This is a genomic window from Derxia lacustris (assembly GCF_002105195.1).
Classification (GTDB): domain Bacteria; phylum Pseudomonadota; class Gammaproteobacteria; order Burkholderiales; family Burkholderiaceae_E; genus Derxia; species Derxia lacustris.
On sequence record NZ_MUHU01000010.1, the window covers coordinates 90,548 to 105,704 of the forward strand.

The 15,157-nt window shown below is 68.8% G+C and carries 9 protein-coding genes and 1 pseudogene; 4 read left to right on the top strand and 6 right to left on the bottom strand.

The genetic code is table 11. The features are described from left to right. Positions 1 to 112 precede the first annotated feature (112 nt). A complete protein-coding gene (locus B9P64_RS10500) occupies positions 113 to 1,837 on the top strand; it encodes a c-type cytochrome (protein ID WP_217808678.1) in 1,725 nt (574 codons plus the stop codon). A gap of 7 nt (positions 1,838 to 1,844) precedes the next feature. Here B9P64_RS10500 and B9P64_RS10505 read toward each other — a convergent pair whose 3' ends face one another. From B9P64_RS10505 to smc, 5 genes and pseudogenes are all read right to left on the bottom strand, one after another. Further along, on the bottom strand, positions 1,845 to 2,051 hold the full coding sequence (locus tag B9P64_RS10505; protein WP_085316193.1) for a hypothetical protein: 207 nt from the start codon (positions 2,049 to 2,051) through the stop codon (positions 1,845 to 1,847). Between the two features lie 93 nt (positions 2,052 to 2,144). Next, complete coding sequence (locus B9P64_RS24355; RefSeq protein ID WP_139826259.1) at positions 2,145 to 3,254, bottom strand: hypothetical protein; 1,110 nt, start codon at positions 3,252 to 3,254, stop codon at positions 2,145 to 2,147. Between the two features lie 62 nt (positions 3,255 to 3,316). Beyond that, positions 3,317 to 3,889, bottom strand: a pseudogene (locus tag B9P64_RS10510) (TolC family protein); the annotation flags it as partial. Between the two features lie 149 nt (positions 3,890 to 4,038). Next, positions 4,039 to 5,103, bottom strand: a complete 1,065-nt coding sequence (locus B9P64_RS10515) for a cell division protein ZipA C-terminal FtsZ-binding domain-containing protein (RefSeq protein WP_085316195.1) — start codon at positions 5,101 to 5,103, stop codon at positions 4,039 to 4,041. A gap of 17 nt (positions 5,104 to 5,120) precedes the next feature. Beyond that, positions 5,121 to 8,657, bottom strand: a complete 3,537-nt coding sequence (gene smc, locus B9P64_RS10520) for a chromosome segregation protein SMC (protein ID WP_085316196.1) — start codon at positions 8,655 to 8,657, stop codon at positions 5,121 to 5,123. A 276-nt stretch (positions 8,658 to 8,933) separates the two neighbouring features. Between smc and queF the strand changes: the two genes are divergently transcribed. From queF to B9P64_RS29870, 3 genes are all read left to right on the top strand, one after another. Then, positions 8,934 to 9,353 carry a preQ(1) synthase gene (gene queF, locus B9P64_RS10525; protein ID WP_085316197.1) on the top strand — a complete coding sequence of 140 codons (420 nt, stop codon included), beginning with the start codon at positions 8,934 to 8,936 and terminating at the stop codon, positions 9,351 to 9,353. Between the two features lie 159 nt (positions 9,354 to 9,512). Further along, positions 9,513 to 11,405, top strand: coding sequence for a GGDEF domain-containing protein (locus B9P64_RS10530; RefSeq protein WP_085316198.1), 1,893 nt, complete (start codon positions 9,513 to 9,515; stop codon positions 11,403 to 11,405). A gap of 118 nt (positions 11,406 to 11,523) precedes the next feature. Continuing rightward, on the top strand, positions 11,524 to 12,357 hold the full coding sequence (locus B9P64_RS29870) for a response regulator (RefSeq protein ID WP_176256794.1): 834 nt from the start codon (positions 11,524 to 11,526) through the stop codon (positions 12,355 to 12,357). Positions 12,358 to 12,363: 6 nt separating this feature from the next. On the opposite strand, the gene B9P64_RS10540 is transcribed toward B9P64_RS29870, so the two are convergent. Continuing rightward, on the bottom strand, positions 12,364 to 14,880 hold the full coding sequence (locus B9P64_RS10540) for a PAS domain-containing hybrid sensor histidine kinase/response regulator (RefSeq protein WP_085316199.1): 2,517 nt from the start codon (positions 14,878 to 14,880) through the stop codon (positions 12,364 to 12,366). Between the last annotated feature and the right edge of the window lie 277 nt (positions 14,881 to 15,157).

Genomic DNA, 15,157 nt, shown 5'->3' on the forward strand with positions numbered 1-15,157 from the left:
GCCGGCAATGCGCCGGCGCCGGTCGATTGACCTGGCAATTGCCCTCGCACTGGCCGCCGCAATTGCCGGCTGCGCGCAAAAGGAACAAGCCGCACTCGCCGGCACGCCGCTCGTGGCCGAATTGCCGGCCGATTGGCCGAGCGCACTGGCGGCGCGCGATGCGCAAATCGCCGCCCATCTGGCGCAGCACCGCAGCGATTTCGAGGCCTTTGCCGATCATCCCGACAGCCAGACCGACGGCGTGCCCTTTCTCATCCTCAAGCTGCTGCCGGCGCTCGCGCCCGAGCTCTGGGGCCAGGGCGCGGATTTCCTCGCGCCGATCGGGCTGTTCCACGACACGCGCCAGGACGCCGGCTATCCGGCGCCGCGCGGCATCGGCTTTTCGGGCCTGTCGCGCGCCACGCCGGGCGCCGGTCTCGACTATTCATCGTTTACCTGCGGCGCCTGTCATATCGGCCGGGTGCGGATTGCCGATGGAAGCATTCGCTATCTGGATGGCGGCATCAATACGCAATTCAACGTCATTCTCTATCGCGAGAAAGTCGCGCAGACCTTGGCGCGAATCTACGGCGATGCCACCGATGCGAGTGCCCGCAATGCGCGCGCGACCGCCGCGATTCTGGCCGCGCTCGATTCGGCGCATCGCGCCAATCCCAATTTCTTCTACAACGATTATTCGCGCGGCAATCGGCATTTCGATGCCGCTTATGAACAGGCGCAGATCGAGCGATTCCGCGCCGAGGCACCGCAAATCGTCGCCGCATTCATCAAGCTGTCGGAACGCGAATACGCCGGCTGGCAGATGCTGGTGCGCCGGCTGTATCAGGGCGCCGAGGCCGAGGCGGCGCACGGCTTTGCCGGCACCGAGGACGCCATCGGCTTCAACGCCGCGCATGCCTGGTTCGGCCTCAAGGATTCGATGCTGACCGCGCCCTTCGCCGGGCTGGCGCTGCCGTCGCATGCGGCGGTCACCGACATCATGGCGGTCTGGCGCCAGGACATCCGCAATCCGCGCTGGAATGCCGAGCGCAGCGATCTGGTCGACGGCGGCGGGCAGTGGAATGGCCACATCCCGCTGCCCATCTACAAGAACCTCGCGGCCCAGCTCACGCTCGGGCTGGAGGATGTGGATGTGGGCGTGTCGGCCGCCGCCGAGCGTCTGCTCGACACGCTGCCGGCGCCGGCCTGGCCGTTTGCCGTCGACCTCACGCTGGCGCGGCGCGGCCGCCAGCTGTTTGCCGACAACTGCGCCGCCTGCCATCAGCCCAACAACGGCCGCGTCTACCAGAACATCGGCAGCGATCTGGGCCGGGCGCGGGTGGCCAACCTGTTCATCACGCTCGGCGCGCAACGCGGCTTCACCGCCGCCTGCGGACCGGAAACCGAAGTGCAGCTCGCCGACGGCCCGGCCAGGCCCTGCGCCGACTACAAGGGCGAATCGCTCAAGGGCAAGTCAGCCTTCGCGATGACCTGGCCCTGGCGCCACGACGGCTACAACGCGCTGCCGCTGGCCGGCATCTGGGCCCAGGCGCCCTATCTGCACAACGGCGCCGTGCCCACGCTGTGGCATCTGCTCATGCCGAAGGAAAGGCCGCAAAGCTTTGTGCGCGGCCGGCTCGACTACGACACCGAGCGCGTCGGCTTCGACTGGGACCCGGCCAAGCCGTCACCCGACGACGGCGGCGAAGGCCGGCTGTTCACGCTCGACGGCACGCCGGCGCTGTCCAAGGCCGGGCACGACCGCGACATCGTCGATGGCGACCGGCGCTTGCGCCTCGACTGGAGCGGCGACCCCGACGGCGCGCGGGCGCTCATCGAGTACCTCAAGACGCTGTGAGCCCTTCTCAGGTGATGGTCGAGAAATCGACCGCATTTGCCGTGTCATCCAGCGATGGATTCGCCAGGCGATTCAATTCCGCTTCGTCGATTCCGTTCATTGGCTGCCCGCTGCGCAGAGCAGCCTGGGCACGGAGGTAGATGGCCCGCAGTCCTTCATTCGTGATCTGGGTGCTGTAGTCCTGTCTCGACAGTTGATCGAAATTGCTGATCAAGGCCTTGAGCGTAATGCGATTGTCGGGATTGATTGCGCCAACACCGGCACCGTTCGGCGATGGATGGTGAGTTCATTTTCATGATCCTTGTGATTATTTGGCGGGCCTGAGGGCTTTTTCGACGAAATCAAGGGTTTGCCAAGACTGTGCAGAGGAACCAGGCACTCGATATTTTGGATTTGGGGTGCGATGAAAATCTGGGCAGGCATGATCCGCCGCAAACAGCCAAGGGGACCGTCCTCCTGCGCGATTGCCTTGGCCTAGGTCTACCATATATCCAATTCGTTCAGCGATGACTTCATTGGTTTGCAGGTCGATTATCCTGAGCAAACTGCCAGCGATCCAATATTCACGTTCTTCTCGAGTTGAGATATCTTCATAGGTCAGTCCATAGCGTGCAGTGCGGTTGGAGGCAGGGGTCGCAGTCAACGCGAATCGCGTATACCCTTCTAGGGCGGCACTATTAGTCTTCCAAGGTTCATCAATGCGGCCAGTGTAACGGTATAGTTTTCCGTTATTTTGCTCTTCGGCTTCTACATAATGATAGCCAAGGCGCGGAAAGCTTTCTTTTGACTCAGGAGCCTCTTTTCCACGTCGATAGCTGTTGCGGAGGAATGACTTAATATATCCATCTCCGCCCATGTCTTTACCATACGGGTCACTTAGTTCAAACTGATTGCCAAAATTTAGTTCTTCAGGCCGCACTTTCAACAAATACACTCCTTCCACCTCATCGACCGTCCGGTAGATAAACTCCCCCGACTTCTTGCACCGCTCCTGCCACATCGCATAAGCGGTCTCCGACCGAATACGCGCTTCCCGTCGCTCCAGCATGCCGCCGATGCATCCAGTCAGTGCAGCCGATGCCGTCAATCCGACGAGGCAACGTGCCAGTACCGTCAATATTCTTTTGTTCACTGCTGATCTCTTTGCCAAAAGCAGTTGGTGAGTTGTCGCAAGGATGGCCGCGCGACGATCTTTATCGGCGATGGAATTCGGGCTGTTCGTTTCAATGACTGCCGATCCTCGTGCAACGGCTCTCGATTCGCCTTGCCGAAAGTCTTCGGGTTGGAATCGGGAGAATCTTCGCGCGATGCAATTCTTCTTCCGCCCCTTCGGTATTCGCTGCTCGATCCATGCCGTATTGACCGGATTGCCAAGGGCTTCAACGTCAGGCGCCGTCTCCCGGTGGCGTCGATCCACGACCGGGCGGCAGCGCGGGCGAGAACCTCCGCCAGAGCACCTCGGGCCGACACTTCGCCCGTTCACGGTTCACCTCGCCCACTTGCGCGGAGCGCGCCAGCCTCGGTTGCCGCTGCGCCCATCACCACCAGCCGCAACCGCGCCGACTGCCACTCGCTCCAGCACTTGATGAGTTCCGCCCGCGCGAGCGCGAGCGCCGCGAGCGACTGGTTCATCTGGATCAGATCCGCCGCACCGCGCTCGTACTTGCGCTGCAACGACTCCATCGCGAGGCGCGCCGCGGTCGCCAGTTGCCGCGCCGCCTTCAGGTTCGCGAGCGCGGCGCGCGCATCGGCATGCAGGAACCGCGCATCGCGCAGCACCTGCGCCTCGGCGGCGGCCAGCTCGGCCTGCTTCTGCGCCAGCTGTGCCTGCGCGCCGCTCACCTTGTAGGTCTGCGCAAAGCCGTCGAACAGCGGGATGCGCAGCGTCAGCGCCGTGGTGCGCTCGATGCTCGACAGCGCCGACAGGCTCTGGTTGGGGCGCCCGTTCTCGTAGCGGTTCCAGCTCAGTTCCACGCTCGGGAGTCCCTCGCGCCGGGTCGCGCGCAGGCTGTGCTCGGCCGATTCCACCGGCGCCCGCGCGGCGGCGATGGCCGGATGGCGGCGGGTGACGGCGTCGAGCGGCGCCCGGCGGTCAGCGCGCTTGAGCGGTCAAGCGTTCGCCATTGTTTGGCGGAAAGGTCGGTTCGGCAGTTCATGCCGCATCGAACTTGCCGACATCTTGAAGTTCAGTCGGACAGGCCCTAGTCGAACAAGCGCCGTGCGCGCGCCGAACCCGGCTCAATGCCGCTGTCGCGCAGCCGCTGATACAGCGGCGCCAGCTGCACCTCGATGCCGGCAAGCGCGGCATCGGTGACGGTGCGGCGGTTGTCGTCGACCAGCTCGGCGCCCAGGCGCGCGCCGACCGCGCGCGCCACGTCGATCATGGTCGAGAAGGGCTTGGCCACCTCGGGCGCGCGCGGCACGTCGAGCACGCAGGTGAGCACGCCGCTGCTGGCCTCGCCGCCGGCGCCGGCCAGCGACACGAGGCGTCCCTGGGCATCGAGCGCATGCATGCTGAACAGCTCGTCATGCACGCCCTCGATGTAGAGCAGCCGGCCGTCGGGCCGCACCGAGAAACCGGCTTCCGTCGCCACGCGCAGGATGTCGAGCCCGCCCCAGGCGGCGCCGGTGCTGACCAGATTCACGCCGATCTGCGCATCGATGGCGGCGCACTGGCTGTCGAGATCGCGCGCATGCGACAGCACATCGGCCATGTCGGGCAGTTCGATGTGCGCTTCGAGCGTGTGCGCGATGGCGCCGATGGCGGTGGCGAATTCGCTGAACTCGACCGGCGTGAGCGGCCCGCCGCGATTGGCCAGCAGCACGCCGCAATGCACGCCGCTATAGCCCTCGCCGATGCGCAGCACTTCCAGCGCATGGCTCTGGGCATGGGTGCCGCCGATGCGCACCGGCTTCGTTCCGGCGCGCAGGCCGGCCAGCGCCTCGTGCAGCCGGCCGCCTTCCACCGGCGTGTCGAAGCTCAGGCTGACGATGCACTCGATCTCGTCGTCGAACTCGACCGGCTCGGCGGCCACCGTTGGCAGCGCCGCGTCGTCGACGAAGGGCGACGGCTCGATCGCCACGTCGATGCTCGGCTCGACCCGCACTTCGCGCGGCGAGGTCGGCGTGAGCAGCGCATCGCCGGTCTGGCCGAAGGCTTCGCGCGCCTGCTTCATGGCGCGCCATTCGACCCATTTGTTGTAGGCCACCACGGCCACGACGATGGTCGCGCCACTCGCGGCCAGCCAGATTTGCAGTTCTGTCATTTGTACTGTTCTCGTTCTCAGGCGGCGGCGGGCTCGGCCCCGGCCATGCGGGCCGCCGATTCGATGTCGACCGCGACGATGCGCGACACACCCTGTTCCTGCATCGTCACGCCGATGAGCTGCTCGGCCATCTCCATCGCAATCTTGTTATGGGAGATGAACAGGAACTGGGTGACGCTCGACATCTTCTTGACCATGTTCGCGTAGCGCTCGGTATTGGCGTCGTCGAGCGGCGCGTCAACTTCATCAAGCAGGCAGAACGGGGCCGGATTGAGCTGAAAGATGGCGAACACCAGCGCGATTGCCGTCAGCGCCTTTTCGCCACCCGACAGCAGGTGGATGGTGGAATTGCGCTTGCCCGGCGGCTGGGCCATCACCTGCACGCCGGCATCGAGGATTTCCTCGCCGGTCATGATGAGGCGCGCCTCGCCGCCGCCGAACAGCTCCGGAAACAGCCGGCCGAAATGCTTGTTCACCTCGTCGAAGGTGCCCTTGAGCAGCGAGCGGGTTTCCTGGTCGATCTTGCGGATCGCGTCTTCAAGCGTGGTGATCGCCTCGTTGAGATCGGTCTGCTGGGCGTCGAGAAAGCTCTTGCGCTCCTGCGCCGCCGTCAGCTCGTCGAGCGCCGCGAGGTTCACCGGGCCCAGCGCCGCGATCTGGCCTTGCAGCCGCGTGATGTCGCCCTGCATGACGGCCGGCTTCCAGTCGGCGTCCGGCGCGTCGAGTCGCGCGGCGAGCGCGGCCTCGTCGGCGCCGGCCTCGGCGAGCTGGCCGCCGAACTGCTCCACATTGAGGCGCGCGGCCTGTTCCTTGAGTTGCAGCTCGACGATGCGGCTGCGCGCCGGATCGAGCTGGCGTTCGATGCGGTTGCGCTCGTCGTCGGCGGCGCGCAGTTGCGCGGTGAGCGCATCGCGTTCGGCGCGCTGCTCGGCCAGTCGCGCTTCGGCATCGGCGCGGCGCGCGAGCGCTTCCTGCAAGGCGCCTTGCGCGGCCTCGTCGTCGAGCGTGGCGGCTTCGAGTTGCAGCGCGGCGCGCTGGCGTTCGGCCTGATCGGCCTGCTGGCTGGCCAGCGCGACGTTGCGCGTCAGCTCCTCGATGCGTGCGCGCTGCTGGCGCGCGGCAAAGCGCGCTTCCTGCGACTGGCGCTCCTGGTCGCGCAGCGCGGTGCGGGCGTCGGCCAGCTTCTGCTCGCGGGTCTCCTGCGCGATCAGCTCGTCCTCATGGCGGCCTTGCGCGGTGGCGAGCTTTTCGTCGAGCTGCTCGAAGGCTTCCTGCGACGCTTCGAGCGCGGCCTGCTGCTCTTCCTGCTGGGCGGCGATTTCCTCGTGCTCGCCGTCGATGCGCGCCGAGCGCTGCTCGTAGTCGCGCTGGGCCTGCTGGAGCTTGAGCACGTCGAGCTGGAGCTGATGGGCGTCGCGCGTGAGGGTTTGCAGCTTCTGGCGCAGATCGGCGGCCTGCTGGTTGGCGGCCGTGAGCGCAGCCTCGGCGCGCGCGACATTGGCGCGCGCCTCCTCCGCAATCATCAGCTGGGCGCGGCCTTCCTTGCCCAAGTCTTCAATCTCGTGCTGACGCGCGAGCATGCCGGCCTGCTCGTCGTCGGCCGCATGAAAGGCGATGCTCGCGCGGCCGATGGCATGGCCCTCGCGCGTGACGAACACGCCGCCGAGCGGCAGCCGGTCGCGCTCGGCCAGGGCGGCGTCGATGCTGTCGGCGGTGAACACGTCGGCGAGCCATTCAGCCAGCAGCGCGCGCAGCGCTGGGTCGGTCAGACGCAGCAGCGACAGCAGCGGTCGCAGTCCTGCCGGCACCTCCACCGGCGCGGCGATGTGCCCGGCCGCGTAGAAGGCCAGCTTGGCCGGCGGCGCATCGCTGGCAAATGCCTTGGCGCGCGCGATGTCGCTGACCTCGATGGCGGCGACCTTCTCGCGCAGCGCGGCTTCCAGCGCGGTTTCCCAGCCGGTCTCGATGCCCACGCGCTGCCACAGCCGTTGCATGTCCGCGAGCCCGTGCTTGCGCAACCACGGCTCCAGCTTGCCGCGATGCTGGACATCGGCTTGCAGCTTGCGCAGCGCGGCCAGGCGCGCATCGACCTGATGCTGGCGCTGGGTTTCCGAGCTGGCGAGGCGCTGGGCCTCGCTGCGGGCGCGCTCGGCCTCGGGCACGGCGGCTTGCGCATCGTCGAGCGCGGCGGTGAGTTCTTCCTGGCGCGCTTCCATCATCGCGAGCTGTTCGCTGCCCAGCGCCAGCCGGTCGGCGTCGGGCTTTTGCAGGCCGCGCGCTTCCTGATCGAGCCGTTCGCGCCGCGCCGCCAGCTGTTGCAGCGACTGGCCGAGCGAGCGTTGCCGCGCGCTTTCGAGCTGAATCTGCTGCTGCACCGACATCGCTTCGGCGCGCAGATCGCCGACGCGCTGCTGGCCGTCGCGCACGCGGTCTTCCAGATCGGGCAGCGCCTCGCCGGCGATGGCGGCGCGCTCCTCGGTCTCGGCGGCGCGCGCTTCGAGTTCCTCGGCGCTGTCCTGCGCCGTGGCCAGCTGCTCCGATTGCAGCTCGCGCTGCTCGCTCCATTGCTGCACCTGGGCGCCGAGCGTGGCGATCTGCTGCTGCAAGCGCGTGCGCGACTCGATCACATAGCGGATCTCGGCTTCGAGCTTGGACGTCTCGGCCGTCACCTGATACAGCGCGCCCTGGAACTGGTCGACGCGATGGGTGGCGTCGTATTCGGCCTGGCGCAGCTGCTCGGCGCGGGCCTCGATCGCGCGCAGATCGGCGGTCTGCGAATCGAGCGCGATCTGCGCCTGCTCGATGTCGCGCAGGCAGCGGGTTTGCAGCGTCTCGGCCTCGCGCCGGCGCAGCAGCCACAGCAGCTTCTGCTTCTCGTCGGCCTCGGCGCTCAGGCGCTTGAAGCGCTCGGCGACCGCCGCCTGGCCCTGCAGCTTGTCCACGTTGGCGGTCAGCTCGCGCAGGATGTCCTCGACGCGCAGCAGGTTCTCGCGCGTGTCCTGCAGCCGGTTCTCGGTCTCGCGCCGGCGCTCCTTGTACTTGGAGACGCCGGCCGCTTCCTCCAGAAACACGCGCAGCTCGTCGGGCTTGGCCTCGATGATCCGGCTGATCATTCCCTGGCCGATGATCGCGTAGGCCCGCGGCCCCAACCCCGTGCCCAGGAAGATGTCCTGAATGTCGCGCCGGCGTACCGCCTGATTGTTGATGTAGTAGGTGCTGGTGCCGTCGCGCGTCAGCGTGCGCTTGACCGAGATCTCGGCGTACTGGCTCCACTGGCCGCCGGCCTTGCCCTCGGCGTTGTCGAACACCAGTTCCACCGCCGCGCGGCCGGCCGGCTTGCGATGCGTGGAGCCGTTGAAGATCACGTCCTGCATCGACTCGCCGCGCAGCTCGCTGGCCTTGCTTTCGCCGAGCACCCAGCGCGTCGCATCGATGATGTTGGACTTGCCGCAGCCGTTGGGGCCGACCACGCCCACCAGCTGCCCGGGCACCTGGAACGCAGTGGGATCGACGAAGGACTTGAAGCCGGAAAGCTTGATCTGGGTGAGACGCACGCTTGCTGTATTCGCTTGGAGGATGGGGACCGGCGGCGGCCGTTGCGGCCTGCGCGGTGACGCCACGAAACAGGGCAACGGCATGCGGCCCGCCTGGGCAGACAGGCTGCAAAACCGCTGCCAAAGCCGGGCGATCATAGCACCCGCTCCCAGGGCGGCCGGGCCCTCGGTGCTAGCATCGCCGACCCGCCCGGGCCGGTTTCCGGACCCTCGGCATCCGCTTATCCGCGCACTCGCGCCGCTCATCGCCAGCGTCTTCGGCGCCCCATTTCCGCCATGTCTACCCAGCCTTCAAAAGAACTGCCGGTCTTCCCCAATCCGAACCCGGAACGCGATTACCACATCCACATGGAGATTCCGGAGTTCACCTGCCTGTGTCCGCTTACGGGCCAGCCCGACTTCGCGCATTTCACGCTCGACATCATTCCCGACAAGAAATGCATCGAGCTCAAGGGCCTCAAGCTCTACATGTGGAGCTACCGCAACGACGGCGCCTTCCACGAGAAGGTGACCAACACCATCCTCGACGACATCGTGAAGGCCATCGGCCCGCGCTTTCTGCGCGTGACGGCCAAGTGGTATGTGCGCGGCGGCATCTTCACCAACGTGGTGGTCGAGCACCGCAAGAAGAACTGGAAGCCGCAGCCGCGCGTCGACCTCGCCAGCTTCGAGCCGGAAAGCCCCATACGCGGCTGAACGGCAGGCCCCGACCGGGCGTCGGCCATTGCACGATCCGAAAAAAACGTCGCGTGCAGCCAGCGGACTGCCAGTCAGGCGCTGTCACAATCCGGCGCTCGGACTTTCGGGTCCGACCTGTTTCCCACCGTCTGAGACTGCCGAGCGAGAACTGACCGCATGCCGTCGATCACGCGACAGTTCTGGATCGCGCTGCTGCTGCTCGTCAGCGCCGCGTCGGCCGGTGCGACCGAGGCCGCCATCCGCAGCCTGCTCGACCGGGCCGAGGCGGCCCAGCGCGACGACACCGAGGCGGCGCGCAGCCTGGCGCTCGAAGCGCTCGGCAAGCTCGACGCCGCGCCCGATGCCGATCTGGAGCTGCGTGCCCGCGCGGTGCTCTGCGATGCGCTGATCGAGACCGATGCCGCCGGCGCCGAACGCCAGCTGGCCGCCGGCCGGGCCGCGTTGCGCACCGCCAGCAATCGCGGCCTCGAAGCCGATCTGCTCAATTGCGAAGGCGAACTGCGCTCGATCGCCGGCGACAGCGAGACCGCGTTGCGGCTGTTCGAACGCTCATTGGCCATCGCCGAGCGCCAGGACCGGCCCGAAGCCGCCGCCGAGGCGCTGCTGCGGCGCGGCGAGCTGCGCAGCCGCAACGGCGATCTGGTCAATGCGATGGGCGACCTGCGCCGCTCGCTGCTGCTGTTCGATTCGGCCGGCATGCCGCTGGCGGCCGGCGATGCGCTCAACAGCATCGCCAACCTGTACAGCCGGCTCGGCGACGACCGCGAAGCCGCCTCGTCCTACGAAAACCTGCTGCGCCGGCTCGATCCCGACAAATCGACCCGCGACTACGCGGTGATCGTGCACAACCTGGGCCGGGTGCATGAAAACGCCGGCAACTGGGCCGAGGCCAAGCGCGAATTCGAGCTGGCGCTGGAGCTGAGCCGGCGCGCCGGCAACGGCCGCATCGTCGGCTATTCGCTGCGCGGGCTGAGTGCGGTGCGGCTGGCGGCGCATCAGCCGGCCGCCGCGCTCGACCTGCTCGACGAGGCTGCGGCCCAGCTGCGCAAGTCGCCCGACAACTGGCTCGAATCGCAAATCCTGCTGCAACGCGGTCTGGTGCTCCAGGCGCTGCACCGGCTGCCCGAGGCGCTCACCGCACTCGAAGCCGCCACCGTCGAGCTGGAAAAGTCGGGCGCGCTCTATCCGCGCGCCGCCGCCCATGTGGCGCGCGCCGAAATCCATGCCGAGCTTGGCCAGTGGCAGCAGGCCTACGAGAACACCACGCGCGCCAAGGCGCTCACCGAGAGTGTGCTGCGCAGCCAGATCGACCAGCGCTACGCCATCCTCAAGGTCGAGCACGACACCGCCTCGCGCGAACACGAGAACGTGCTGCTGGTGCGCGAGCGCACCGCCATCGAGAAATCGCTGCAGCAGGAGCGCCGCGCCAACCGCTTCAAGCTGGTGGCCATCGTGCTCACCGGCATCCTGGCAGCCACGCTGGCCACCATCCTCATGCGGCTGCGGCGCTCGGCGGCGCGCATGCGCCAGCTCGCCATGACCGATGAGCTGACCGGCCTGCCCAACCGGCGCGCGGTGCTGGAGCGGCTCGAACGCACGCTTGCCAAGCCGTCCGACAAGCCCTGCTCGGTGCTGATCGCCGACCTCGACCATTTCAAGCTCATCAACGACGGCTGGGGCCATCTGGTCGGCGACGAGGTGCTCAAGGCGCTGGCCCTGCTGCTGCGCACCAGCGTGCGCGAGCCGATGGTGATCGGCCGGCTCGGCGGCGAGGAGTTTCTGGTGGTGCTGCCCGAGACCGGGCTGCATGCCGCGCATCAGGTGGCCGAGCGGATCCGGCTGCAAGTGGCCGGCCTCGACACCGCCGGCCTGTGCGACCGGCGCCAGCTCACCGTGAGCCTGGGCGTGGCGGTGGGCATGCCGGGCCGCTGCCATGCGAGCGAGCTGCTGCGCGAGGCCGATGCCGCGCTCTATGCCGCCAAGTCGGCCGGGCGCAACCGCGTGCATCCCACGCCGGCGGCCACGCTGCAGACCGTGCCGCTGCGCTGAACCGACGGCCGGCATGGCCGGCGCATGAAGCCGTGTAACCGCCCGGCGCGGCTGCGCAATCTTGCTAGCCTGCGGTGAGCGTTTTCCCACCCACCTTCCCGCCCCAGTGCCGCCGTCGATGTCCCTCTCCCCCGCTGCCTTGCCGCTGGTGCTGCTGGTCGACGACGACAACGCGGTGCGCGAGATCACCGCACTCACCCTGCTCGAACTGGGCTACGCGGTGCTCGAAGCGTCGGGCGGCCGGGCCGCGCTCGATCTGCTCGACCGCCGGCCCGACATCGCGCTGCTGCTGGTCGACTACGCGATGCCCGGCATGAACGGCATGGAAGTGGTGCGCGAAGCGGCGCGGCGCCGGCCCGGCCTGCCGTCGGTCTTCATCACCGGCTATGCCGCCCCCGGCGCGCTGGCCGGCGTGGACGAGACCCGCATCGTGCCCAAGCCCTTCAGCGAGGACGATCTGGCCGGCAAGCTGGCGCTGGCGCTCGGCAACTCGCCCGCGCAACCGGCGCCGCGCGCGCCGCTGCCGACCACGCTGGCGGCGCTCGCGCCGGCCGCCGCCGCACCCGCCAGCGCCGCAGCCACCGCCGCCGGCCTCGACATCCTGTACGTGGAAGACAACGAGCTCATCCGCTCGACCGTCGTGGAATATCTCGAAAGCTTCGAGCACCGGGTGCTGGCGCTCGGCAGCGCCGAGGCCGCGCTCGAATGGCTGCAACCCGGGCGCTTCGACGTGCTGTTCACCGACATCAGCCTGCCGGGCATGTCGGGCGTCGAGCTGGCCCGCGAGGCGGCCCGGCGCGCGCCAGCGATGCAGGTGGTGCTGGCCTCGGGCTACGACTGGCGGCTCGACCTCAAGCAGGTGGGGCTGGATGTCATCAGCCTGCCCAAGCCCTTCGACCTGGAGCGGCTCGATGCGCTGCTGGCCGACATTGCACGGGCGCGCGACGCCTGAGCCGGGTCAGCCGCCGGCCAGCAGCCGACGCACCTGGGCCGCCAGCCGTTCGGCATCGAAAGGCTTGGCAATGATTTCGCAGCGCGCCGGCAGGGCTTCGGCGCGCTCGGCATAGCCGGTCATCAGCAGCACCGGCAGACCGGGCCGGCGCTGGCGCACTTCCGCCGCCAGCTGATGCCCGTCGAGGCCGGGCAGGCCGATGTCGCTCACCAGCAGATCGATCGGCACGCCGGCATCCACCAGCGCCAGCGCGGCATCGCCGGCGCCGGCGGCCAGCACGCGCAGGCCCAGATCGGCCAGCAGGCCCTCGACCATGCGCCGTACCGCATCGTCGTCCTCCACCAGCAGCACGCTGCCGCACGACGGCGCGGCAGCGGCCGCCGCCGGCTCGGCCGGATCGGCGGCGGCTGCACCGGCCGGCGGGCAGGGCAGCCAGAGCGCCACCGTGCTGCCCTTGCCGGGCTGGCTCTCGATGCGCACCGCGCCGCCCGACTGGCGCGCAAAGCCGTACACCATCGACAGGCCGAGCCCGGTGCCCTGCCCGACCGGCTTGGTGGTGAAGAAGGGCTCGAAGGCATGCGCGAGCACCTCGGGCGCCATGCCGCAGCCGGTATCGGTGACGGCCAGCCGCAGATAGTCGCCGGGCGCCAGATCGGTCGGCGGCACGAAGTCGCCGGCGCGCCGGCGCGGCTGGCCGGGCTGGGTCGCGAACGGGTCGCCGGCGGCATCGGTCGTCACCCGTTGCACGGCGGTGGCGATGGCCAGCTCGCCGCCGTCGGGCATGGCGTCGCGCGCATTGATGACCAGATTGACCAGCGCCGCTTCGAGCTGGTTTTCGTCGCTCCAGGCCAGCGTCGGCGCGGCGCCGAGCCGGGTGCGCACCGCGATGTGCTCGCCGAGCGTGCGGCGGAACAGATCGATCAGCGAGCGCACCAGCGCATCGATGTCGACCGGCCGCGGATCGAGCGCCTGCTGGCGCGAGAAGCTGAGCAGCCGCTGCACCAACGCCGCCGCCCGGTGCGCCGACTGGCTGGCGCTGGCGATGAAGCGCTCGGCCTCGTCATGGCGGCCGGCCAGCATGCGTTTGCGCATGAGGGTGAGGCTGCCGAGGATGCCGGTGAGCAGATTGTTGAAGTCGTGCGCGATGCCGCCGGTGAGCTGGCCGACCGCCTCCATCTTCTGCGACTGGCGCAGCAGTTCCTCGGCGCGCTGGCGCTCGACCATCTCGTCGCGCAGGCGGCGGTTGGCGGCGCTGAGTTCGGCGGTGCGCGCCGCCACCTGCTGCTCCAGCTCCTCGCCAAACCGGGCCAGCGCCGCGCGGGCGCGCATCTGGTCGTCGATGTCGGTGATGGTCACCACGCCGGCCATCAGCCGGCCGTCGCGGTCGAACACCGGCGCCGCGTTCAGCCCGATCCAGACGCGCCGGCCGTCGCCGCGCAGGTATTGGTAGGTCTCAGGCGGCGTGACCTCGGCGGCGAGCATGGCGCGCGCGATCGGAAAGCGCTCGGGCGGCACCGGCTGGCCGGCGGCATCGAGCAAGCCCCAGCGCGGATAGCCCTCGTAATCGGGCGTGCGCAGGATCGGATGGCCGAGGATTTCCTCGGCCCGGCGGTTGCCGGCCAGGATCTGGCCCGACTCGGCATCGGCAAACACGATGCCGACCGGCGCATGGCTCAGCACCGCCTGCAGCCGCGCCTTCTCGGCCTCCAGCAGCTCGACCGCCCGGTTGCGCTCGGTGGTGGCGCGCAGGCCGATCTCGGCGCGCTTGCGGTCGGTGATGTCGACGATGGCGCCCGGAAAGCGGCTGGGCTGGCCGGCGCCGTCGTACTCGCAGCGGCCGCGCGCAAACACCCAGCGCAGCTCGCCGTCGGCATCGGTCACGCGGTACTCCTCGGCGAACAGCGCGCCGGTGGCCAGGCTGTGCGCGACGACCGCCTCGATGCGCGCGCGGTCGTCGGCATGGATGGCATCGAGGAAGCGCTGCAGCGGCACGCCCCGGGCGGCATCGTGCGCATCGACGCCGAACAGCGCGGCGAGCCGGCCGTTGGCGGTGATCCGGTCGGCCGCCGGATCCCAGTCCCAGCCGCCGACCATGTTCGACGCCACCAGCGCCGAGGCGAAGTGCTCGTCGCTGCCGCCGGGCGCGCGGACCGGCGCCGGCTCGCTCAGATCGCGCAGCGTTTCCACCGTCCAGCCGGGCTGGCCGCGCAGCGGCGCCATGCGGGTCAGGCCCAGGAAATGGCTGCCGTCGGGCCGGGCGCGCCAGCCCTGGTACTCGACCCGGTCGCCGGCCAGCGCCTGGGCACGCAGCCGCTGCGGCAGCTGGCTGGCCACGTCGCGCAGCGGCCAGGTGAGCTCGGCGGGGCGGTCGAGCATCGCGCCCGCCTCGACCCGGAACAGCGCCTCGGCGCCAGCGCCGAAACGGCGGATGTGGCCACCGGCATCGACGAGCAGCAGCGCCAGACCGGGCAGGCTGGCCAGCAGATCGTCGAGCGCGGGCTCGGGCAGAGAGGAATCGTCCATCGCCGGATTATGGCCATGCGGCCCGCCGGACTGCGCCCCTTGCACGCGCGATGGGCTCGCTGCGGCCGGGTGCGCGCTGCCCGGCCGCCGTCGACGCGAGAGCGTCCGCTCACCGCCGATGAGTGGCCGGTGTTCGGCCCGCTTTCGCCTTCGGTACCGCGCCACATGCCGCCGATCGGTCACCGGCGCCGCACGGACGAACGGCTATTCGGGATTTCCGCAGTTGGTGCCTATACTTAGGTACTAACCCTAGTTCTGGGCTACCCCGCGAGGGGAC